Source organism: Rhizobacter fulvus (assembly GCF_964020785.1).
The window spans coordinates 2448049-2470772 of record NZ_OZ224516.1; the positions used below are offsets into that span (position 1 = coordinate 2448049).

Annotated in this window: 22 protein-coding genes; 16 read left to right on the plus strand and 6 right to left on the minus strand. The window is 70.5% G+C overall.

What is annotated here, in order from left to right; translation table 11 throughout:
• Window positions 1–5: 5 nt before the first annotated feature.
• The 5 genes from garL to ACWH49_RS11740 form a co-directional block, all read right to left on the minus strand.
• Window positions 6–794 carry a 2-dehydro-3-deoxyglucarate aldolase gene (gene garL / locus ACWH49_RS11720; protein WP_448171626.1) on the minus strand — a complete coding sequence of 263 codons (789 nt, stop codon included), beginning with the start codon at window positions 792–794 and terminating at the stop codon, window positions 6–8.
• Window positions 795–809: 15 nt separating this feature from the next.
• Window positions 810–1784: a Bug family tripartite tricarboxylate transporter substrate binding protein gene (locus tag ACWH49_RS11725; protein ID WP_448171627.1), complete on the minus strand. Its 975-nt coding sequence runs from the start codon at window positions 1782–1784 to the stop codon at window positions 810–812.
• 39 nt (window positions 1785–1823) lie between these two features.
• On the minus strand, window positions 1824–3152 hold the full coding sequence (gene gudD, locus ACWH49_RS11730; RefSeq protein ID WP_448171628.1) for a glucarate dehydratase: 1329 nt from the start codon (window positions 3150–3152) through the stop codon (window positions 1824–1826).
• A gap of 2 nt (window positions 3153–3154) precedes the next feature.
• Window positions 3155–4135, minus strand: coding sequence for a Bug family tripartite tricarboxylate transporter substrate binding protein (locus ACWH49_RS11735; protein WP_448171629.1), 981 nt, complete (start codon window positions 4133–4135; stop codon window positions 3155–3157).
• A 79-nt stretch (window positions 4136–4214) separates the two neighbouring features.
• Entirely contained in the window at window positions 4215–4949 is a 735-nt protein-coding gene (locus ACWH49_RS11740; protein ID WP_448171630.1) for a FadR/GntR family transcriptional regulator, read from the minus strand.
• Between the two features lie 156 nt (window positions 4950–5105).
• Between ACWH49_RS11740 and ACWH49_RS11745 the strand changes: the two genes are divergently transcribed.
• The 16 genes from ACWH49_RS11745 (at window position 5106) to ACWH49_RS11820 (ending at window position 21126) form a co-directional block, all read left to right on the plus strand.
• Complete coding sequence (locus ACWH49_RS11745; protein WP_448171631.1) at window positions 5106–5927, plus strand: NAD-dependent epimerase/dehydratase family protein; 822 nt, start codon at window positions 5106–5108, stop codon at window positions 5925–5927.
• Window positions 5928–5970: 43 nt separating this feature from the next.
• Complete coding sequence (locus tag ACWH49_RS11750) at window positions 5971–6954, plus strand: TRAP transporter substrate-binding protein (RefSeq protein WP_448171632.1); 984 nt, start codon at window positions 5971–5973, stop codon at window positions 6952–6954.
• Between the two features lie 19 nt (window positions 6955–6973).
• Window positions 6974–7513 carry a TRAP transporter small permease gene (locus ACWH49_RS11755; RefSeq protein WP_448171633.1) on the plus strand — a complete coding sequence of 180 codons (540 nt, stop codon included), beginning with the start codon at window positions 6974–6976 and terminating at the stop codon, window positions 7511–7513.
• On the plus strand, window positions 7513–8796 hold the full coding sequence (locus ACWH49_RS11760) for a TRAP transporter large permease (protein WP_448171634.1): 1284 nt from the start codon (window positions 7513–7515) through the stop codon (window positions 8794–8796). Before ACWH49_RS11755 ends, ACWH49_RS11760 begins: the two co-directional genes overlap by 1 nt.
• Complete coding sequence (locus tag ACWH49_RS11765; RefSeq protein ID WP_448171635.1) at window positions 8793–9797, plus strand: lactonase family protein; 1005 nt, start codon at window positions 8793–8795, stop codon at window positions 9795–9797. The genes ACWH49_RS11760 and ACWH49_RS11765 overlap by 4 nt, the downstream gene beginning before the upstream one ends.
• 74 nt (window positions 9798–9871) lie before the next feature.
• Complete coding sequence (gene atzF, locus ACWH49_RS11770) at window positions 9872–11707, plus strand: allophanate hydrolase (RefSeq protein ID WP_448171636.1); 1836 nt, start codon at window positions 9872–9874, stop codon at window positions 11705–11707.
• A 198-nt stretch (window positions 11708–11905) separates the two neighbouring features.
• Window positions 11906–12112, plus strand: coding sequence for an AtzG-like protein (locus tag ACWH49_RS11775; RefSeq protein WP_448171637.1), 207 nt, complete (start codon window positions 11906–11908; stop codon window positions 12110–12112).
• Window positions 12109–13521: an AtzE family amidohydrolase gene (locus ACWH49_RS11780; protein WP_448171638.1), complete on the plus strand. Its 1413-nt coding sequence runs from the start codon at window positions 12109–12111 to the stop codon at window positions 13519–13521. Before ACWH49_RS11775 ends, ACWH49_RS11780 begins: the two co-directional genes overlap by 4 nt.
• Complete coding sequence (gene hpxZ, locus ACWH49_RS11785) at window positions 13521–13898, plus strand: oxalurate catabolism protein HpxZ (protein ID WP_448171639.1); 378 nt, start codon at window positions 13521–13523, stop codon at window positions 13896–13898. The genes ACWH49_RS11780 and hpxZ overlap by 1 nt, the downstream gene beginning before the upstream one ends.
• Before the next feature lie 20 nt (window positions 13899–13918).
• Window positions 13919–14632 (plus strand): GntR family transcriptional regulator, encoded by a 714-nt coding sequence (locus ACWH49_RS11790; protein ID WP_448171640.1) that lies wholly within the window; start codon window positions 13919–13921, stop codon window positions 14630–14632.
• A 151-nt stretch (window positions 14633–14783) separates the two neighbouring features.
• Window positions 14784–15899 carry a BMP family ABC transporter substrate-binding protein gene (locus ACWH49_RS11795; protein WP_448171641.1) on the plus strand — a complete coding sequence of 372 codons (1116 nt, stop codon included), beginning with the start codon at window positions 14784–14786 and terminating at the stop codon, window positions 15897–15899.
• 214 nt (window positions 15900–16113) lie between these two features.
• On the plus strand, window positions 16114–17205 hold the full coding sequence (locus ACWH49_RS11800) for an ABC transporter permease (RefSeq protein ID WP_448171642.1): 1092 nt from the start codon (window positions 16114–16116) through the stop codon (window positions 17203–17205).
• 7 nt (window positions 17206–17212) lie between these two features.
• Complete coding sequence (locus ACWH49_RS11805) at window positions 17213–18130, plus strand: ABC transporter permease (RefSeq protein ID WP_448171643.1); 918 nt, start codon at window positions 17213–17215, stop codon at window positions 18128–18130.
• Window positions 18131–18134: 4 nt separating this feature from the next.
• Window positions 18135–18827, plus strand: coding sequence for a biuret amidohydrolase (gene biuH / locus ACWH49_RS11810; RefSeq protein ID WP_448171644.1), 693 nt, complete (start codon window positions 18135–18137; stop codon window positions 18825–18827).
• Window positions 18824–20422 (plus strand): ABC transporter ATP-binding protein, encoded by a 1599-nt coding sequence (locus tag ACWH49_RS11815; protein ID WP_448171645.1) that lies wholly within the window; start codon window positions 18824–18826, stop codon window positions 20420–20422. The genes biuH and ACWH49_RS11815 overlap by 4 nt, the downstream gene beginning before the upstream one ends.
• A complete protein-coding gene (locus ACWH49_RS11820) occupies window positions 20419–21126 on the plus strand; it encodes a cysteine hydrolase family protein (RefSeq protein ID WP_448171646.1) in 708 nt (235 codons plus the stop codon). The genes ACWH49_RS11815 and ACWH49_RS11820 overlap by 4 nt, the downstream gene beginning before the upstream one ends.
• Here the strand turns inward: ACWH49_RS11820 and ACWH49_RS11825 are convergent.
• Window positions 21107–22690: a methyl-accepting chemotaxis protein gene (locus ACWH49_RS11825; RefSeq protein WP_448171647.1), complete on the minus strand. Its 1584-nt coding sequence runs from the start codon at window positions 22688–22690 to the stop codon at window positions 21107–21109. The two genes, ACWH49_RS11820 and ACWH49_RS11825, sit on opposite strands and share 20 nt — an antisense overlap.
• Window positions 22691–22724: the final 34 nt, after the last annotated feature.

Consider the following 22724-nt stretch of genomic DNA (forward strand, 5'->3'; position numbering starts at 1 on the left):
AATGTTCAGGAGGCCGCGAGGTATTTGTCGCGCAGCGCCTGCGTGCCCGAGCGGAACACGCCCAGGTCGCTGCCGACTGCGACGAAGGTCGCGCCCTGCGCGATGTAGCGCCGCGCGTCGGCCTCGACCGGCGCGAGGATGCCGATCGGCTTGCCGTGCGCCTTGCCGGCCGCGAAGACCTGCGCCATCGCGGCCTGCACCTCGGGGTGGGCCGGGTTGCCGAAGTGGCCGAAGCCGGCGGCCAGGTCGGACGGCCCGATGAACAGCCCGTCGACGCCGTCGACGGCTGCGATCTCGGCCGCCGCCGCCACGCCCTTGCGACTCTCGATCTGCACCATCACGCAGATCTGCTCGTTGATGCCCTCGAAGTAGCCCGGCACGGCGCCGAAGCGGTTGCTGCGCTGCGAGACCGAGACGCCGCGGAAGCCCTGCGGCGGGTAGCGCGTGGCCGCGACCGCGCGCTGCGCCTCCTCGCCGCTCTCGATGAACGGGATCAGGAAGTTGTAGAAGCCGCCGTCGAGCAGCCGCTTCAGCTCGACCGGGTTGTTCCAGGTCGGGCGCACGACCGGCGCGCTCGGGCTGTCCTTCAGCGCCATCAGCTGCGGGATGAATGTGATCACGTCGTTCGGCGAGTGCTCGCCGTCGAGCAGCAGCCAGTCGAAGCCGGCGACGCCGAGCACCTCGGTCGTGATCGGGTTGGCGAGCGAGCACCAGCAGCCGATCAGCGTCTTGCCGGCGCGCAGGTCGGCGCGGAAGCTGTTCGGGAAGGGCTTGTAGGGGGTGGGCAAGGTCATCGTGGATCTCCCTGATCAGTCGAGCTTGATGCCGCCCTGGGAGACGACGCCGGCCCAGCGCTTGCGCTCGGCTTCGAAGAAGCTCGAGAATTCGGTCGGCGACATCGTGTTGACCTCGGCGCCCTGCGCGGTCAGGCGCGAGCGCACGTCGGGCGAGCGGATGATCTTCGTCAGTTCGGCGGAGAGCCGCGCCAGCACGGCCGGCGGGGTGGCCGCCGGCACCAGGGCACCCTGCCAGGTGCCGGACTCGAAGCCCTTCACGCCCTGCTCGGCGATCGTCGGCACGTTCGCGAGCAGCGGCATGCGCGTGGCCTTCGAAATGCCCAGCACCTTGAGCTTGCCGCTCTGAACGAACGGCAGCGTCGCCAGCATGCCGTTCATCAGCACCTGGGTCTGGCCGGCGATCGTGTCGGTGATGGCCTGCGAGCCTCCCTTGTACGGGATGTACTCCCATTTCGCGCCGGTCGCCTTCTCGACCGCGACGCCGGCCACGTGCGGCGCGCTGCCGATCGCGGTGACCGCGAAGTTCAGCTTGGTCGTCTTCGACAGCGCGACCAGTTCCTGCAGGTTGTTGGCCGGCACCGACGGGTGCACGACCAGCATGTGCGGCGAATACGCCAGCATCGTCACGCCCTTCAGGTCCTTGCTCGGCTCGAACGGCAGCTTGGTGTAGACCGAGGGCGTGATCGCCAGCGCGCCGACGTCGCACAGCAGGATCGTGTAGCCGTCGGCGGGCGACTTGGCGACCAGGTCGGTGCCGGTGTTGCCGTTCGCGCCGGGTTTGTTCTCGACCACGACGGTGGTCTTCAGCGCCTCGGCCAGCGGCCCGCTGATGGCGCGGGCGATGATGTCCGACGAGCCGCCGGGCGTGTACGGCACGACGATGCGGATCGGCTTGCTGGGCCACGCCTGAGCGTGGGCTGCGGGGCCGGCAAGGGCGGTCGCCAGCAGCGTGGCGGCCGCGGCGATCAGGTTCTGGCGCTTGTTCATCGAGTCGTCTCCGGGAAAGTGTTCTGTGGGTGCGCGGTTTCAGCGCACCATGCACGGCCGCTTCGGGTCGAAGCGCCAGTTCGGGATCAGGTGCTGCATTGCGATCGCGTCATCGCGTGCGCCCAGACCGTGCTGCAGGTACAGCGCGTGGGCCTTCTCGACCTCGGCCATGTCCAGCGTCACGCCCAGGCCGGGCGCGGTCGGCACGTCGACCAGCCCGCCCTTGATCTGCAGCGGCGCGGTCGTCAGGCGCTGGCCGTCCTGCCAGATCCAGTGGGTGTCGATCGCGGTCACTCGGCCGGGCGCGGCGGCCGCGACGTGGGTGAACATCGCCAGCGACACGTCGAAGTGGTTGTTCGAGTGCGAGCCCCAGGTCAGGCCCCAGTCGCGGCAGGTCTGCGCCACGCGCACCGAGCCGGCCATGGTCCAGAAGTGCGGGTCGGCCAGCGGGATGTCGACCGACTGCAGCGACAACGCGTGCGTGAGCTGGCGCCAGTCGGTCGCGACCATGTTGGTGGCGGTCGGCAGGCCGGTCGCGCGGCGGAACTCGGTCATCACCTCGCGGCCCGAGAAGCCGTCCTCCGCGCCGCACGGGTCCTCGGCATAGGCCATCACGCCGTGCAGGTCGCGGGTGATGCGGATCGCATCCTTCAACAGCCAGCCGCCGTTCGGGTCGAGCGTGACGCGCGCGGTCGGGAAGCGTTCGTGCAGCGCGCGGATCGCCTCGACCTCGGCCTCGCCGGCCAGCACGCCGCCCTTGAGCTTGAAGTCGTTGAACCCATAGCGCGCGTGCGCGGCTTCGGCCAGCCGCACGATGGACTCGGGCGTCATCGCCTCCTCGTGGCGCAGCCGCGACCAGTCGTCGGCTGCGCCCGGCTCGCTGACATACGGCAGGCCGGTCTTCGCCTTGTCGCCGACGAAGAACAGGTAGCCCAGCATCTCGACCTGCGCGCGCTGCTGGCCTTCGCCCAGCAGCGCCGCGACCGGCAGCCCGAGGTGCTGGCCGAGCAGGTCGAGCAGCGCGGATTCGATCGCGGTGACGACGTGGATCGTCGTGCGCAGGTCGAAGGTCTGCAGCCCCCGGCCGCCCGCGTCGCGGTCGGCGAACGCGGCGCGCACCTCGCCGAGCAGCTGCTGCATCGTGCCGATCGGTTGGCCGACCAGCAACCCGCGCGTCTCTTCGAGCGTCTGGCGGATCTTCTCGCCGCCCGGCACCTCGCCGACGCCGGTGCGGCCGGCGCTGTCGGTCAGGATCACCAGGTTGCGGGTGAAGAACGGCGCGTGCGCGCCGCTCAGGTTCATCAGCATCGAGTCGCGGCCGGCGACCGGGATGACGCGGACGTCGGCGACGAGGGGGGTCGTGCTCATGCTCAATCCGCGGTGATCTTGCCGGTCTCGATGACGGTCTTCCAGCGCGCGAACTCGTCGGCCTGGAACTTGGTCATCTGCTCGGGCGTGTTCGCGACGATCTCGAAGCCCTGCTCGAGCAATTTCGGCTTGACCTGCGGGTCGTTCAGCGCGGCGACCATCGCGGCGCTCAGCTTGGCCTTGATGTCGGCCGGCAGGCCGTGCGGCGCGGCCACGCCCTGCCACGAGTACACGTCGGCGCCCTTGACCCCGGCTTCCGACAGCGTCGGCACCTGCGGCAGCAGCGCCGAGCGCTTGGTGCCGGTCACCGCCAGCGCGCGCAGCTTGCCGGAATTCACGTGCTGGATCACCGCGTTGATGTTTTGGAACGAGGCGTTGACGACGCCGCCCAGCAAGTCGGTCACGGCCGGGGCGCCGCCCTTGTACGGCACGTGCACGCCGCTGGTGCCGGTGCGCTGCCAGAACAGCTCGACGGTCAGGTGGTCCGACGAGCCGTTGCCCGACGACGCGAAGGTCTGCTTGCCCGGGTTGGCCTTGGCATCGGCCAGCAGGTCGGCCAGCGTCTTGTACGGCGATGCGGCCGGCACGACCAGCACGTTGGGCGCCTGCACTGCGACGGTCAGGTAGTCGAAGTCCCGGGTCGCGTCGTAGGGCACGCCCTTGATCAGGTGCGGTGCGATCACGTACGGACCGAGCGACGAGACGAGCAGCGTGTAGCCGTCCGGCGCGGCCCGCTTGACGAAGCCGGCGCCGATCGTGCCGGTCGCGCCGGCCTTGTTGTCGACGATGAAGGTCTGGCCGAGCTTCTCCTGCAGCCGCGCCGCGAGTGCGCGCGCGATCACGTCGGTCGAGCCGCCCGGCGGGAACGGCACCACGATCGTCACCGGCTTGTCGGGGTAAGCCGCCCAGGCGGCCGGTGAGGCCACGGCGGCGAGCAGGCAGGCGGCCGTCAGGCCGAGGCAGCGGAGGAAGGTCGAGCGCATTCGGAAGTCTCCAGTTGTACGTCGTCGTACAACTATCCTAGATCACTGGCGCGTGCCCGACAAGCGGGCCAACCCGAGATCAGGGGCTTTCGCCCGCCAGTGCGGCGGCGCGGCGGCGGCGCTCCCGGCTGTTGGCCAGATGGGTGCGCATCGCCGCGCGGGCGGCCTCCACGTCCTGGTTTTCGATCGCGTCGAGGATGCTCAGGTGCTCGGCGTTGACGCGGCGCAGGTAGGCCAGGCGCTCCTCGTCCGGCGGGCGCGACGGGTCGAGCCTGGCGCGCGGGATGCTCATCGTGCCGAGCGTCGCCATCAGGTTGACGAAGTGGGCGTTCTGGGTCGCGCGCGTGATCTCCTGATGGAACTGGAAGTCAGCGCCCACTGCGTCTCGACCTGCTTCCACTGCTTGGGTGAACGCGTCGAGCGCGTCACGCATCGCGATCAGGTTCTGGGTCGTGCGGCGTTGCGCCGCCAGCCCCGCGGCCTCGGTCTCCACGCCGATCCGGAGCTCCAGCATCGCGACGACGTCGCGCAAGGTCGCCAACTGCTCCGGCGCGATCCGGAAGGCCGATGCGTCGCCCATGCCGACGACGAAGGTGCCGACGCCGTGGCGCGTCTCGACCAGCCCGGAGGCCTGCAGTTTTGAGATCGCCTCGCGCACCACGGTGCGGCTGACGCCGAACTCGGTCATGAACGCCGCTTCGGTGGGCAGCTTGTCGCCCGCCGCGAGCCGACCGTCGCGGATGCGGTCGCCCAGCGATTCGACCAACTCATGGGCGAGCGTGCGGGCGCGGCGAAGGGGCGGGGTCGAATTCATCGATCGTTCAGTACAAACCCCGACGGGGCGGCATTGACAGGAATAGGAGGCTGGCTACCATCTAGTTGTACGACAACTGATGACAAGCTGCTCTACATTCTGCAGGACAGCCGACAAAAACAATCCGTGGCAACCCTTCCAAATCGATCGCCGCTCATGACCCCTGCCGCCCCCATCGCCCCGCTGTACGCCCGCCTGCTGCTGACCGGCGCCGCCGGTGGCCTGGGCCGCGAACTCCGGCCGCGCCTGAAGGCGCATTGTGGCGTCCTGCGCGTCAGTGACATCGCCGACCTCGGCGCGGCCGCGCCGGGCGAGGAACTGGTGCCCGCCGCGCTCGAGCAGGCCGACGCGGTGCACGCGCTGCTCGACGGCGTCGACGCGGTCGTGCACCTCGGCGGCGTTTCGGTCGAGGGACCGTTCGGCCCGATCCTGCAGGCCAACATCGTCGGCGTCTACAACCTCTACGAAGCGGCGCGCAAGCACGAAGTGCGGCGCATCGTGTTCGCGAGCTCCAACCACGTGACCGGCTTCTACCGCCAGGACGAGGTGATCGACGCCACGATGCCGATGCGCCCCGACGGCTACTACGGCATCAGCAAGGCCTTCGGCGAGAACATGGCGCAGTTCTACTTCGACCGCTACGGCATCGAGACGGTCAGCCTGCGCATCGGCTCGTCCTTCCCCGAGCCGGTGGATCGCCGCATGCTGGCGACCTGGATGAGCGTCGACGACCTCGAACGCCTGGTCGTCGCGAGCCTGTCCGCCCCGATCGTCGGCCACAGCGTCATCTACGGCATGAGCGACAACGCGACGACCTGGTGGGACAACACCCCGGCGCGCCACATCGGCTATCGCCCGCAGGACAGCTCCGAGCCGTTCCGCGCCGACCGCGAGGCGCGCCAGCCGCGCATCGACCCGACCGACCCGGTCGCCAGGTACCAGGGCGGCGGCTTCTGCATCAAGGGGCCGTTCGAGTGAGTCCGCGCTCGACGCCCCATTCATCACCTCACAGGAGACAACCATGAACTTCAGAAGAACCCTGCTGACCGCCGCCGTCGCATTGAGCGCTCTGTCCGCCGGCCTGCCGGCCCACGCCCAGACGATGGTGATGAAGGCCGCCGACGTGCACCCGGCCGGCTACCCGAACGTGGTCGCAATCGAGAACATGGGCAAGAAGCTCGATGCCGCGACCAACGGCCGCATCAAGTTCCAGATGTTCCCCGGCTCGGTGCTCGGCGGCGAGAAGGAGATGATCGAGCAGACCCAGGTCGGCGCGATCCAGATCCTGCGCACCTCGCTCGGCCCGATCGGCCCGGTCGTGCCCGAGGTCAACGTGTTCAACATGCCGTTCGTGTTCCGCAACGAGGCCCACATGCGCGCGGTGATCGACGGCCCGATCGGCCAGGAGATGCTGGACAAGATCACCGCCTCGCCGGCCAAGCTCGTCGCGCTCGGCTGGATGGACGGCGGCTCGCGCAGCCTCTACACCAAGAAGCCGGTGCGCACGATGGCCGACCTGAAGGGCCAGAAGATCCGCATGATGGGTAACCCGCTGTTCGTCGACACGATGAACGCGATGGGCGGCAACGGCATCTCCATGGGCTACGGCGAGGTCTTCACCGCGATCCAGACCGGCGTGGTCGACGGTGCCGAAAACAACGCCCCGACGCTGTTCACCGCCAACCACTACCAGGCCGGCGCGAAGTACTACACCCAGACCAACCACCTGATCATTCCCGAGATCTTCGTGATGTCGAAGGTCACCTGGGACAAGCTCACGCCGGCAGACCAGGCGCTGGTCAAGAAGTTCTCGCGCGAGGCCCAGATGGAGCAGCGCGTGCTCTGGGACAAGAGCGTCGCCGACTACACCGCCAAGCTGAAGGCGGCCGGCGTCGAGTTCATCGCGATCGACAACAAGCCGTTCTACGACGCGACCGCGCCGGTGCGCGCCAAGTACGGCGAGAAGTTCGCCGACCTGATCAAGCGCATCGAAGCGGTCAAGTAGCCCGGCGCCACGCGACGACATGGACCGTCCCTACATCCGCCTGATGGACAGGCTCTACCTGGCCTGCATCTGGATCTCCGGCTTCGCGATCCTGCTGATGTCGCTGATCATCCCGTGGGGCGTGTTCACGCGCTACGTGCTGGGCACCGGCTCGCAGTGGCCGGAGCCGATCGCGATCCTGCTGATGATGGTCTTCACGTTCCTGGGCGCGGCCTGTGCCTACCGCGCCGGCGGTCACATCGCGGTGACGATGCTGACGGACCGCCTGCCGGCCGGGGCGCGGCGGGCGCTCGCGCTCGTCGTCGACCTGCTGATGGTGGCGGTGTGCCTGTTCGTCGCCTGGTACGGCACGCGGCTGTGCATCGAGACCTGGGGCCAGTCGATCAGCGAGCTGAGCTGGCTGCCGGTGGGCGCGACGTACGCCGCACTGCCGATCGGCAGCGCGATCACGCTGCTGTTCGTGATCGAGCGCATCGTGTACGGGGCGCAGGAGCACCGTCCGATCGTGCGCTATGAGGAACAGCTCGTCGAGGCCGACGCCGCCGGGAGCGCCCGCTGATGGACATGATCGTGCTGCTCGGCAGCTTCATCGTGCTGATGATGATCGGCGTGCCGATCGCCTACTCGCTGGGCCTGGCCTCGCTCGCCGGTGCGCTCTGGATCGACCTGCCGCTCGACGCGGTGATGATCCAGCTCGCCTCCGGCGTCAACAAGTTCTCGCTGCTCGCGATTCCCTTCTTCGTGCTGGCCGGCGCGATCATGGCCGAGGGCGGCATGTCGCGCCGGCTGGTGGCGTTCGCGAGCGTGCTGGTCGGGTTCATTCGCGGCGGGCTGTCGCTGGTCAACATCCTCGCCTCGACGTTCTTCGGCGCGATCTCGGGCTCGTCGGTGGCCGATACCGCGTCGATCGGTTCGGTGCTGATCCCGGAAATGGAGCGCAAGGGCTACCCGCGCGACTTCGCGACCGCGGTGACCGTCAGCGGCTCGGTCCAGGCGATCCTGATCCCGCCCAGCCACAACGCGGTGATCTATTCGCTGGCGGCCGGTGGCTCGGTTTCGATCGCCAGCCTGTTCATCGCCGGCGTGATGCCGGGGCTGCTGCTCGGCCTGACGCTGGCTGCGCTGTGCCTGTTCATCGCGCGCCGGGAGAACTATCCGAAGGGCGAGGTCATCCCGCTGCGCCAGGCGATCCGGATCTGCATCGAGGCGATGTGGGGCCTGATGACGATGGTCATCATCCTCGGCGGCATCCTCTCCGGCGTGTTCACGGCCAACGAGTCGGCGGCGGTCGCGGTGGTCTGGGCTTTCATGGTCACGATGTTCGTCTACCGCGACTACAAGTGGCGGGACCTGCCGAAGCTCGTGCACCGCACCGTCAAGACCGTCACGGTGGTCATGATCCTGATCGGCTTCGCGGCATGCTTCGGCTACCTGATGACGCTGATGCAGATCCCGCTGAAGATCACCACCTTCTTCACCAGCGTATCGGACAACAAGTATGCGATCCTGATGATGATCAACGTGCTGCTGCTGGTGCTGGGCACGTTGATGGACATGTCGCCGCTGATCCTGATCCTCACACCGATCCTGCTGCCGGTCGTGAAGACGCTGGGTGTCGACCCGGTGCACTTCGGCATGATCATGATGGTCAACCTCGGCATCGGCCTGATCACGCCGCCGGTCGGCACCGTGCTGTTCGTCGGCAGCGCCGTCTCCAAGTTGCCGATGGCGGCGATCACGCGCGCGATGAAGCCCTTCTTTGTCGCGCTGTTCGTGGTGCTGATGCTCGTCACCTACGTGCCGGCGATCTCCCTGTGGCTGCCCCAGCTGCTGCTGAAGTGATCGTCTACGTCTCGAACGCCGACAGCGGCGAGATCGGCGTCTACCGCCTGGACGCCGCGCGCGGCGAGCTCGCGCCGGTCCAGGCCGTCGCGGTCGGCGGGCAGGTGATGCCGATGGCGCTGAGCCCGGACAGGCGCTTCCTCTACGCCGCGCGCCGATCCGATCCGCTCGAGGTCCTGAGCTTCGCGATCGACCCGCGCAGCGGCGAGCTCGCCGCGCTCGGCGCCGCGCCGCTGCCGCACAGCATGGCGAACATCGCGACCGACCGCAGCGGCCGCTGGCTGTTCAGCGCGTCGTACGGGGGCAACCTGATCGCGGTGAGCCCGATCGGGGCCGATGGCGTCGCGCAACCCGCGCAGCAGGCGATCGCGACCGCGCCGCATGCGCACGCGATCGGGGCGGACCCGTCGAACCGGTTCGTGTTCGCGACCTGCCTGGGCGGCGGCCACGTGATGCAGCTGCGCTTCGATGTCGCCACCGGCCGGCTGTCGCCGAACGATCCGCCGCTGTTCACGCCGCATGCCGGCGCGAGCCCGCGTCACTTCGTGTTCGACCCGGCTGGGCGCTTCGTCTACCTCCTCAACGAGCTCGACGCGATGATCGACGTGCTGGCCTTCGACGCGGCGGCCGGCACGCTGCGCACCGTGCAGACGTTGGCGTCGCTGCCGCCCCGTGTCGACGGCGCCCCTTGGGCCGCGGACCTGCACCTCAGCCCCGACGGCCGCTTCCTCTACGGCAGCGAGCGCCGCTCCAGCATGCTCGCCGCGTTCCGGGTCGATCCTGCGAACGGACAGCTCGCGCCGCTCGGCCACGTGCCGACCGAGGCCCAACCGCGCGGTTTCGCGATCACGCCCGATGGGGCGTTCCTGATTGCCGCCGGCCAGCAGTCCGACCGGCTCGCGGTCTACGCGATCGACGCGCGTCACGGCGTGCTGGCACTGCGCAGCACCTGCGCGGCCGGCCGCAACCCCAACTGGATTGAAGTCGTCGCGTTGACCTGAGCGCAGGGCCGATTCGCAGGCACGCTTCATGCTGTGCACTTTTTGGTATACCAACGAGTGCACCATTTGACTGCATGAAGCCGACTTCGCTCCTCACCCTGGCCGACTGGCGGCACGCGTACCGTGACGGCGCCGCGCCGCGCGCGCTGCTCGGCGCGCAGCAGCAGCGCCTGGCCGCCGCGAGCCCGCCGGAGCTCTGGATCACGCGCGCCGGCGCCGCCGACATCGACGCCGCCGTCACCGCGCTCGAGGCCCGCGCTACGCGCCATGCCGACCGCGCCGCTGCACTGCGCGCGATGCCGCTGTTCGGCGTGCCGTTCGCGGTGAAGGACAACATCGACGTGGCCGGCCTGCCCACCACCGCGGCTTGCCCCGCCTATGCACGGACCCCGCTGGCGCATGCGCATGCGGTCGCCAGGCTGATCGCGGCCGGCGCCGTGTGCATGGGCAAGACCAACCTCGACCAGTTCGCGACCGGTCTGGTCGGCGCGCGCTCGCCGTACGGCCGTCCGAGCAGCGCCTTCGCGCCCGAGCGCATCAGCGGCGGCTCCAGTTCGGGCTCGGCCGTGGCAGTAGCGCGTGGCGACGTGGCCTTCGCGCTCGGCACCGACACCGCCGGGTCCGGACGGGTGCCCGCCGGCTTCAACAACCTGGTCGGCCTGAAGCCGACGCCGGGCCGGGTGAGCAACGCGGGCGTCGTGCCGGCGTGCCGCAGCATCGACTGCATCTCGGTGCTTGCGCTGGAGGTCGCCGATGCCGCCGCGGTGCTCGCGGTGATGGAAGGCCCCGATGCCGCCGATGCGTACAGTGCGTTCCGCACCGGCGCGGCGCAGTGGAAGCCCGCGCTGCGCATCGGCGTGCCGGCCACGCCGCTGTTCCACGGCGATCTCGGGTACGGCGTCTGCTTCGATCAGGCGAAGGCGCGCGCCGCCGCCCTCGGCCACACCCTGGTGCCGCTGGACTTCGCGCCCCTGCTCGCCGTCGCGCGGCTGCTCTACGGCGGCCCGTGGGTGGCCGAGCGCCACGCCGTGGTGCAGGCGCTGCTCGAGCGCGACCCGCAGGCCCTCGACCCGGTCGTGCGCCGGGTGATCGAGGTCGCGGACAACTTCAGCGCGACCGACGCCTTCCGCGCCCAGTACACGCTGCGCGAGGCCCAACGCGACACCGCGGCGCTGTGGGCGGACTTCGACCTGCTGATGGTGCCGACCGCCCCGACCCACCCGACCCATGCCGACGTCGATGCCGACCCGCTGGGCACCAACGCACTGCTCGGCACGTACACGAACTTCGTCAACCTGCTCGGCTGGTGCGCGCTCGCGCTGCCGGCCGGATTCACCACCGGCGGGCTGCCGTTCGGCGTCACGTTCATCGCGCCCGGCGCGGCCGATGCCGCACTTGCGCGCTTCGGTCAGACCTGGGAGGCGGCGCTTGCCGGACCGCTCGGCGCGACCGGCCGCCCGCTGGCACTGGGTGCGGCCTCAGCGGACGCGCCGGGCGCGTGGCCCGCCAGCGCGCCGACGCTGCCGATCGCGGTCGTCGGCGCGCACCTCAGCGGGCTGCCGCTGAACGGCCAGCTGACCGAGCGTGGCGCGACGCTGCGCGACACCACGTTCACCGCGCCCCACTACCGCCTGTTCGCGCTGCCGGGCACGGTGCCGCCCAAGCCCGGCCTGCTGCGCGTGGCCGAAGGCGGCGCCGCCATCGCGGTCGAGGTGTGGGACGTGCCTGTGGCCGCGGTCGGCTCCTTCCTCGCGCTGATTCCGCCGCCGCTCGGCCTCGGCTCGCTCGAACTCGCCGATGGCCGCCAGGTGCACGGCTTCGTCTGCGAGGCGCACGCGCTCGGCGCGGCGCGCGACGTCACCGCGTTCGGCGGCTGGCGGGCGTTCGTCGCAGCCGGCATGCCGGGCTGAGCCGCCTTCGTCCGCGTCGGTCGAGCCGCGGCTTTGCGAGCGTCCTGGCCGACCGGGCGCGCATGCCGACCCAACGGGCTCCGGGTGGCCGGGATCTTGCAATACGATGAAGCGCGACCGCGAACCGTCGCCACGCTGTCCGGACCGGTTTCGGGGCGGCGAACGAACCCGCCCCGACATTGAAAGGCGCCCTGCCCGATGACCCCAGCGCAGATCGAACACTACGTGGACGCGGCGGCTGCCGCATTGGCCCTGCCGATCGCGGCCGAGCACCGGCTCGGCGTGCTGAACTACTTCGCGCTCGCGGCCGGCATGGCCGAGCTGGTCGGGGCGCACCCGCTGCAGATCACCGACGACCCGGCCGAGGCCTTCGTGCCGATCGCGCCGCGCGGCGGCCACGCATGAGCGCCGAGGCCCTGCTGCGCGGCAGCGCCGCCGCGATGGCCGACGCCGTGCGCAGCGGCGCGGTGACGGCGACCGCGCTGGTGCAGGCGAGCCTGATGCGCATCTGCGCGACCGACGAGCGGGTCAACGCCTTCACCGACGTGACGGCGCAGCGTGCGCTGCAGGCCGCCGCAGCGCTCGATGCCCGGCTCGCGGTCGGCGACACGACGTTGCAATCGCTGCCGCTGCTCGGCGTGCCGTTCGCGGTCAAGAACCTGTTCGACGTCGCGGGCCTGACCACGCTCGCCGGCTCGAAGATCGAACGCGGCCGGCCGCCCGCGGTGCGCGACGGCGCGCTGGTGGCGCGCCTGCAGGCGGCCGGCGCGGTGCTGGTCGGTGCGCTCAACATGGACGAGTACGCCTACGGTTTCACGACCGAGAACAGCCACGAGGGCCCGTGCCACAACCCGCACGACCTGGGTCGCACGGCGGGCGGTTCGTCGGGCGGCTCGGCCGCGGCGATCGCGGCCGGGCAGGTACCGCTCACGCTCGGCTCCGACACCAACGGCTCGATCCGCGTGCCCTCGTCGCTGTGCGGCACCTTCGGGCTGAAGCCGACCTACGGCCGCCTGCCGCGCCACGGCAGCTACCCGTTCGTCGCCAGCCTCGACCACCTCGGCCCGTTCGCGCGCAGCACGCGCGATCTGGCGCTCGCGTACGACGCGCTGCAAGGCTTCGATGCGCACGACCCGGGCTGCGTCGAGCGCGCCGTGGAGCCGACCGCACAGGCGCTCGCGCTCGGCACCCGCGGGCTGCGCATCGCGACGCTGGACGGCTACTTCGCGGACTTCGCCGACGCCGACGCGCGCGCCGCCGTCGCGCGGGTCGCGCACGCGCTCGACGCGACCCGCAGCGTGGAGCTCCCCGAGGTCGCGCGGGCGCGCGCCGCGGCGTTCCTGATCAGCAATGCCGAAGGCGCCGCGCTGCACCTGGCCGACCTGCGCACCCGTGCCGCGGACTTCGAGCCGCTGTCGCGCGACCGCTTCCTCGCCGGCGCGTTGCTGCCCGCCGCGTGGGTGCAGCAGGCGCAGCGGGTGCGGCGCTGGTTCGCGCTGCGCGCGGCCGAGCTGTTCGAGGAGGTCGACGTGCTGCTCGCCCCGGCCACGCCCTGCGTCGCGCCCGGGCTCGGCACCGAGTGGCTCGAGATCAACGGCCGGCGCCTGCCGGCGCGTCCGAGCCTCGGGCTGCTGACGCAGCCGATCTCGTGCATCGGCCTGCCTGTCTGCGCCGTGCCGGTGTGGGGCGTGCACGCGACGCTGCCGATCGGGGTGCAGGTGATCGCCGCGCCGTGGCGCGAAGACCTGGCGCTGCGCGTCGCGCACCAGCTTGAATCGTCGGGCATCGCCACCTCCCCGGTGGCCGCACTGTGATGGACATCAATCGACCCGAGGTGCTCGCCGAAGTGACGGCGGTGTTCGCGCGCTACGAAGACGCGCTGGTCCACAACCAGGTCGAGGTGCTCGACGAGCTGTTCTGGGATTCGGCCCGGACCGTGCGCTACGGCATCGGCGAGAACCTGGTCGGCATCGAGGCGATCCGCGCCTTCCGCGTGGCGCGGCCCGCGGCCGGCCTGGCGCGGCAACTCGTCAACACCGTGATCACCACCTACGGCCTGGACGCGGCGACGGCGATGACCGAGTTCCGGCGCGAGGGCAGCGCGAAGATCGGCCGCCAGAGCCAGACCTGGGTGCGCCTGCCGCAGGGCTGGCGGGTGGTGGCGGCGCATGTCAGCCTCATCGATCCATGACGGGTCGCTAAGATCGGGTCATGACCACGCTGCCTCCGCCTGCCGTACCGCTCGCCGCGCCACGTCCGAATCTGGCCGAGCAGGTGTATGCGCGACTGAAGGCGGAGATCCACGACTTCCAACTCGTCGCTGGCGACCGCTTCTCGGAGGCCGAGCTCGGCAACCGGCTCGGCGTCAGCCGCACGCCGGTGCGCGAGGCGCTGTTCAGGCTGCGCAACGAGGGGTTCCTCGAGGTCGAGGCCAAGCTGGGCTGGTTCGTCCGTCCGATCGATTTCGACAAGCTCGAACACCTGTACGACCTGCGGGTCGTGCTGGAAATGGCGAGCCTGGTCAAGCTGTGCAACCGCGTCGAGGACCCGCCGGAACTCGAGGCGCTGAAGGACGCGTGGCTGGTGCCGGTGGCCGAGCGCCTGACCGACGCGCGACAGGTCGGTGCGAACGACGAGCAGTTCCACGCCACGCTGGTGCGCGCCGCAGGCAACCCCGAGATCGCGCGGGTGCATTGGGACGTGACCGAGCGCATCCGCATCATCCGGCACCTCGATTTCACCCGCCTGGACCGCATCGAAGCCACGTACGCCGAGCACGGCAAGATCCTGCGCGCCGTCATGCAGCGCAAGGCCGATCAGGCGCAGTTGCTGCTGAAGACACACATCGACCAGAGCAAGGCCGAGGTGCGCAAGATCACGCTGCACACGCTGCACGAGGCCCGCTCGCGCCTGCCCGGGAAATAGGCGGACGGCGACCGGGCCGGGGCGCACCGCGAGGGCCCCGGTACACGCGCGCGACGGGCTGGCAGCGGGCACGGCTTTTGCTGAATCCCTCTTGGTATACCAAGGCGTGCACCAAAGTGCGGCCGGCCCTTCACCTCGCGGAGAAACTTCCATGTCGAATCCTCACGATGCCTCGCGGCGCCGCTCGCTGGCGCAACTGTCTGCCCTGTCGTTCGCGGCGGCGTCACCGTTCGCGCTGCGCGGCGCCTTCGCCCAGAAGCCGCTGACCGTCGGCGTGATCTACGTCGGCCCGCGCGACGACTTCGGCTACAACCAGTCGCAGGCCGCGGCCGCGGCCGAGCTGAAGAAGATGCCGGGCGTCAAGGTGGTCGAGGAAGAGAACGTGCCGGAGACCGCGGCCGTCACCAAGACGATGACCGGCATGATCAAGCAGGACGGCGCGACGCTGCTGTTCCCGACCTCGTTCGGCTACTTCGATCCGTACATGGTCGCGATGGCCGCGAAGGACCCCGAGGTGCGCTTCTCGCACTGCGGCGGCATGTGGACCGAAGGCAAGCACCCGAAGAACACCGGCAGCTATTTCGGCTACATCGACGAATGCCAGTACCTGAACGGCGTGATCGCCGCGCACATGACGAAGAGCAAGAAGCTCGGCTTCGTCGCCGCCAAGCCGATCCCGCAGGTGCTGCGCAACATCAACGCGTTCACGATGGGTGCGCGCTCGGTCAACCCCGCGATCACGACCACGGTGATCTTCACCGGCGAGTGGTCGATGCCGGTCAAGGAGGCCGAGGCGACCAACAGCCTGGCCGACCAGGGCGTGGATGTGTTCACGATGCACGTGGACAGCCCGAAGGTGATCGTCGAGACCGCCGCCAAGCGCGGCAAGATGGTCTGCGGCTACCACGTCAGCCAAGCCAAGCTCGCCCCGGCGGCGTACCTGACGGGTGCCGAATGGAACTGGACCACCGCGTACAAGACGGTCGTCGACGCCGCCCAGGCCGGCAAGCCGCATCCGAACTTCCTGCGCGGCGGGCTGAAGGAAGGCTACGTGAAGATGTCGCCGTACGGCGCGATGGTGCCCGACGTGGCGAAGAAGCAGGCCGAGGACATCAAGGCCAAGATGCTCGCCGGCACCTTCGACATCTTCGCCGGCGGCCTGAAGAGCAACAAGGGCGTGGTCGTCGTGCCGAAGACGCTGAAGCAGACCGACCCGGCGCTCGAAGGGATCAACTACCTGGTCGAAGGCGTGATCGGCTCGGTCTGAATGGAACCGAATCCTCTCGGGCTGGTGGCATCGGCGCGTCGCGGCAATGGCAGCCCGCCGGGCGCTCATTCGGTGGCGGTCGCCGCTGCAGGGCCACGAAGGGCCCCCTTCGTGGCCCTCCAGCGGCGACCGCCTCAGCGAAGCGCCGCGGCCTGCCCGCATGCGCCTTTGCTCGCGCCGATCGTGCCAGCGTCCCGATGAGGACATAACCACTATGCGCAACACCCTCGTCGACGCCCTGCTGCCGATCGGCGCGCTGATCGGCGCGTTGCTGCTGTTCGGGCTGTTCGTCTGGTTAGGCGGGGTCAGCCCGGTCGAGACCTGGGTGCTGCTGTTCAAGGGCGCGTTCGGCGACTGGTTCTCGTGGCAGAACACGCTGACGCGCGCGGCGCCGCTGATGCTGACCGCGCTGTGCGTCGCGCTGCCGGCGCGCGCGGGACTCGTCATCATCGGCGGCGAGGGCGCGGTGGTACTCGGCGGGCTGGCGGCGGCGGCGCTGCCTTACCTGATGCCGCTGCCCGGCAATGCGGCGGGCACGGTGCTGGTCTGCCTGGCCGGTTTCGCGGTCGGCGCGGGCTGGATCGCACTGGCCGGCGCACTGCGCCAGTACCGCGGCGTCAACGAGACGATCTCGAGCCTGCTGCTGGCCTACACCGCGATCGCGATCTTCAAGCAGCTGGTCGAGGGACCGATGCGCGATCCGGCGACGCTGAACAAGCCGTCGACCCGCGCGCTCGACGAAGCGATCCGCATCGGCGGCATCTTCGGGTCCGATGTGCACTGGGGCTTCGTGATCGGCGTCGTCGCGTGCCTCGCGCTCGGCCTGTGGCTGGCGCTGACGGCGCGCGGCTTCTCGGTGCGCGTGGTCGGCGGCAACCCGCGCACCGCGCAACTCGTCGGGTTGCCGGCGAGCGCGCTGATCCTGCTGGCATGTGCGCTCGGCGGCGGCAGCGCGGGGCTGGCCGGCGCGATCGAGGTCGCGGCCGTCCACACCAACGCGAACGCCTCGCTGATCGCCGGCTACGGCTATGCGGGCATCCTGGTCTCGTTCATCGCGCGGCACTCGCCGTTCGCGATCATCCCGGTCGCGATCCTGTTCGGCGGCTTCGGTGCGGCCGGCAGCCTGCTGCAGCGGCGGCTCGGCCTGCCCGATGCGTCGGTGCAGGTGCTGCAGGGCATCGCGTTCGTGCTGATCCTGGCCAGCGAGGCGCTGCGCGGCGTCGACTGGCAGGCCGCCGGCGAGCGCTTCCGGCGTTCGATGCAGCCCAAGGAAGTGCCGTTGAGCAGCACGATCAAACCGACATGAACACGCGATGAACGACATCCTGCTGCCATTCGTCGCGGCGATCTTGGGCGGGGCGCTGCGGGTCGGCGTGCCCTTCCTGTTCGTCAGCCTCGGCGAGTGCCTGACCGAGAAGTCCGGGCGCATCAACCTCGGCCTCGAAGGCGTGCTGGTGCTGTCGGCGATGGCCGCGTTCGGCGGCTCGTACCTGAGCGGCTCGCCGTGGATCGGCGTGCTCGTCGCGGCGGGCACGGGCGCGCTGCTCGCGCTGCTGCACGGCCTGCTGTGCTCGCTGCCGCGGGTCAACGACGTGGCCACCGGCATCGCGCTGATGCTGCTCGGCACGGGCCTGGCGTTCTACCTCGGCAAGCCGCTGATCCAGCCGCAGGCGACGCAGTTGCCGGCGCTGGCGCTCGGCGCGTGGAGCAGCTCGCCGCTGTTCCAGTCCGCGCTGCAGGTCAACTCGCTGCTGCCGCTCGGGCTGCTGCTCGCGCTGGCCATGTACTGGGGCTTCGCCCGGACACGCTGGGGGCTGCTGGTGCGCCTGGCGGGCGACTCGGCCAGCGCGACCAAGGCGCTGGGCTACTCGGTCAACGGCATCCGCATCGCCGCCACCGCGGCGGGTGGCGCGATCGCGGGCCTCGGTGGCGCGTCGCTGACGCTGTTCTACCCGGGCAGCTGGAACGAAGGCATCTCCAGCGGCCAGGGCCTGATCGCGGTGGCGCTGGTGATCTTCGCGCGCTGGAGCCCGCTGCGCTGCGTCGGCGCGGCGCTGCTGTTCGGCGGTGCGGGGGCGATCGGGCCGGCGCTGCAGTCGATCGGCATCAGCGCCGGCTACAACCTGTTTGCCGCGGTGCCGTACGTGCTGACGCTGGTGATCCTGGTGATCAGCTGCCGGCCGGGCAAGGTGGCGGTCGGCAGCCCCGGCGAACTGTCGTCGACGCGGTGACCCGATGAGCGCCACCGTGATCGACGCCAACCCGTACCCGTGGCCCTACGACGGCGACCTGCGGCCGGCCAACACCGCCCTGGTCGTGATCGACATGCAGACCGACTTCTGCGGCGTCGGCGGCTACGTCGACCAGATGGGCTACGACCTGTCGCTGACCCGCGCGCCGATCGCCCCGATCAAGACGCTGATGGCGCGGATGCGGGCGCGCGGCTTCCACGTCATCCACACCCGCGAGGGCCACCGCCCCGATCTCGCCGACCTGCCGGCGAACAAGCGCTGGCGCTCGCGCCGCATCGGCACCGACGGCGTGGGCATCGGCGACGCCGGCCCGTGCGGGCGCATCCTGGTGCGCGGCGAGCCGGGCTGGCAGATCATCGACGAGCTCGCGCCGCTGCCCGGCGAGATCGTGATCGACAAGCCCGGCAAGGGCTCGTTCTGTGCCACCGACCTCGAGCTGATCCTGCACACACAAGGCATCCGCAACCTGCTGCTCGCCGGCATCACGACCGACGTGTGCGTGCACACGACGATGCGCGAGGCCAACGACCGCGGCTTCGAGTGCCTGCTGCTCGACGACTGCACCGCCGCCACCGACCGCGGCAACCACGAGGCCGCGCTGAAGATGATCGAGATGCAGGGCGGCGTGTTCGGGGCGCATGCGGAGTCCGCCAACGTACTGGAGGTGCTGGGATGACCGCTCCGCTCGACCCCAAGCCCGCGCACACCGGCGCGCTGACGCTCGACACCTTCGAGCTGACCAAGCGCTTCGGCAGCTTCACCGCGATGGACGCGGTGACGATGAACGTCGCGGCCGGCTCGGTGCATGCGCTGCTCGGCGAGAACGGCGCGGGCAAGAGCACGCTGGTCAAGTGCGTGGCGGGCTCGCAGCGGCCCGAGGGCGGTGCGATCCTGCTCGACGGGCGCGAGCACGACATCGCCACACCGGTGGTCGCGCGCGAGCTCGGCATCGGCATGGTCTACCAGCACTTCACGCTCGCGCCGGGCATGAACGTGGCCGAGAACCTGCTGCTCGCCGGCGGGCGCACGCCGGCGCTGATCGACTGGAAGAAGGAGCGCGCCGCGCTCAATGCCTTCCTCGAAACCACGCCGTTCAAGCTCGACCTCGATGCCACGCCCGCCGGCCTGGCCGCCGGCGAGAAGCAGAAGCTCGAACTGCTGAAGCAGCTGTATCTCAAGCCGCGCCTGCTGATCCTCGACGAGCCGACCTCGGTGCTGACGCCGCAGGAGGCCGACGAGGTGCTCGCCTACGTGCGCGCCGTCGCGCGGCGCGGCGAGTGCACGGTGCTGATGATCACGCACAAGTTCCGCGAGGTGATGGCCTATGCCGATGAGGTGACCGTGCTGCGCCGTGGCAAGCGCGTGCATGGCGCGAAGGTCGCCGGCACGACGCCCGAGCAACTTGCGCAGGCGATGATCGGCGACTCGGCCGCGAGCGCGTCGGCGCTCGTCTCGGAAGGCAGCGCCGCGCCGCGCGCGCCGACCGCCACGGATGCGCCGGTCGCCTTGCAGGTCGACGGCCTGGCCGCGATGGGCGACCGCGGCACGCTCGCCGTGCAGGGGCTGACGCTGGCGGTGCGCCAGGGCGAGATCCTCGGCATCGCCGGCGTCTCGGGCAACGGCCAGCGCGAGCTGGTCGAGGCGCTGGTGGGGCAGCGGCCGCGCGTGGCCGGCACGGTGCGCGTCGTCGGTGAGCCCTACATGGGCCGGCGCAGCGAGAACCGCATCCTGCAGCTGCGCGCGCTGCCCGAAGAGCCGCTGCGCAATGCCTGCGTCGGCGAGCTCAGCGTCGCGCAGAACATGGCGCTGCGCGATTTCGACGAGGCGCCGCTGAAGCGCGGCTGGCTGCGCTTCGGCACCTGGCGCGAGCGTGCGCGCCGCTGGATCACCGAATACGGCGTCAAGACCCGCGGGGAGAACGCGCCGATCGCCAGCCTGTCCGGCGGCAACGTGCAGCGCGCGGTGCTGGCGCGCGAGCTGGCCGGCCAGATCAACGTGCTGATCGCCGCGAACCCGGTGTTCGGGCTCGACTTCGCGGCGGTCGCGGAGATCCACGCCCGCATCCTGCAGGTGCGCGCGAAGGGCGGCGCGGTGCTGCTGATCAGCGAGGACCTGGACGAGCTGCTCGAGCTCAGCGACCGCATCGCGGTGATGAGCGAGGGGCGCATCGTGTTCGAGACCGCGGCGGCCGGCGCCGATCGGCGCGTGATCGGCGCCCACATGGGCGGCGGCCATCACGAAGAACCGCAGGCGCTGCCGGAGGCCGCATGAGCGACGACGAACCGATCCCGATCGCGGCCACGCCGTTCCCGTACCCGTTCGCGCCCGGCGGCAGGACGGCGCTGATCGTCATCGACATGCAGCGCGATTTCGTCGAGCCCGGCGGCTTCGGCGCCTCGCTCGGCAACGACGTGAGCCTGCTGCACACCGCGATCGAGCCGATCGCGGCCCTGCTCGCGGCCTGGCGCGCGCGCGGCTGGCCGGTCGTGCACACGCGCGAGGCGCACCTGCCCGACCTGTCCGACTGCCCGCCTGCGAAGCGCCTGCGCGGCGCGCCGAGCCTGCGCATCGGCGAGACCGGCGCGATGGGCCGGCTGCTGGTGCGCGGCGAGCCCGGCACGTCGATCATCCCGGCGCTTGCGCCGCAGCGCGGCGAGCTCGCGATCGACAAGCCCGGCAAGGGCATGTTCTGGGCCACCGGCCTGCACGAGATGCTGCAGGCGCTCGGCGTCACGCACCTGGTGTTCACCGGCGTGACGACCGAGGTCTGCGTGCAGACCTCGATGCGCGAGGCCAACGACCGCGGCTACGACTGCCTGCTCGTCGAGGACGCGACCGAGAGCTACTTCCCCGCGTTCAAGGCCGCCGCGCTCGCGATGATCGCGGCGCAGGGCGCGATCGTCGGCTGGCACACGCCGAGCGCGGCGCTGCTCGCCGCGCTGCCGGCGTCGGCCGTCAAGTCGCCTGGAGCTTGAAGACGGCGACGGCGCGCACCAGCTGCTGCGCCTGCTGCGTCATGCTCTGCGCCGCCGCGGCGCTCTGCTCGACCATCGCGGCGTTCTGCTGCGTCGCCTGGTCCATCTGCGACACGGCCTGACCGACCTGCGCGACACCGCTGCTCTGCTCGCTGCTGGCGGCGCTGATCTCGGCGACGATGTCGGTGACCCGCTTGATCGAGCCGACGATCTCGGTCATCGTCTGGCCGGCCTGGTCGACCAGCGTGGTGCCGTCGGCGACGCGCTGGACGCTCGCGTTGATCAGCCCCTTGATCTCCTTGGCGGCCTCGGCGCTGCGCTGCGCCAGGCTGCGCACTTCACCGGCGACGACCGCGAAGCCGCGGCCCTGCTCGCCGGCACGTGCGGCCTCCACGGCCGCGTTCAGCGCCAGGATGTTGGTCTGGAACGAGATGCCGTCGATCACGCCGATGATGTCGGCGATCCGGCGGCTGCTGTCGTTGATGCCCTTCATCGTCGTGACGACTTCGCCGACGACCGCACCGCCCTTGACCGCGACGGCGGACGCGCCCTGCGCCAGCTGGCTGGCCTGCTGCGCGTTCTCGGCGTTGTTGCGCACCGTCGCCGCGAGCTGGTCCATCGTCGCGGCGGTCTCCTGCAGCGCGCTGGCCTGCTGCTCGGTGCGGCTCGACAGGTCGTGGTTGCCTTGCGCGATCTGCGCGCTGGCGGTCGCGACGTTCTCGGAGCCGCGGCGCACTTCCGCGACGGCACCGGCGAGGTTGCGCTGCATGGTCTGCAGGCGCGCCATCAGGCTGTCGGTGTCGCCGGCGCGGATCGTGACTTGCGCGGTCAGGTCGCCATCGGCGACGCGGCGCGCCAGTTCGGACGCCACCGCAGGTTCGCCGCCCAGTTGGCGCAGCAGGTGGCGGGTGATGAGCCAGCTCAGCAGCACGCCGACCGCGAGCGCGCCGGCCAGCAGGCCGATCACGAGCAGGCGGGCGCGCGCATAGATGGTCGTGGCGGTCGCCGCTGCGGTGGTGCCGCCGGCGAACGCGTTCTTCGACAGGCCGTTCAACGCACCCATCGCCTCGTCGAACGCCATGCTGGCGCCGCCATCGCTGATGTCGGCGGCGTCCTGCTGCTTCTTCTCGCGGCCGAGCGAGACGACGCGCTCGCTGAACTGCCGGTAAGCGGTCCAGCCCTTGCCGAACTTGGCGATCGCGGCGCGTTCCGTGTCGTCGCCGGGCAGGGCGGCGAAGCTCGCGAGCGTGGTCGTCACCTGCTTGGTCGCGACACCGAGCTTCTCCTCGTATTCCGAGTGGTAGCTGGTGTCGGCGGTGCGGCTGTGCTTGATCTCGAACTCGCGCGCGTCCGCCAGCGCGATGCGCATCTCGCCGAGCAGGCCGACGCTGCGCAACCACTTCGTATCCATCGCATGGGCCTGCGCATCGACGCGGCCGAGGCCGTCGAGCGCGACGGCGCCGACGCCGGCCGTGAGCAGCAGCACGAACCCGAACGCAGCATAGAGCTGGCGGCGGATCGGCATGCGGCCGACGTGCGCCCGCAGGCGGTGAATCATCTTCATGGGGCGGTCTCCGTCGGCGTGCGACACGTGAGGG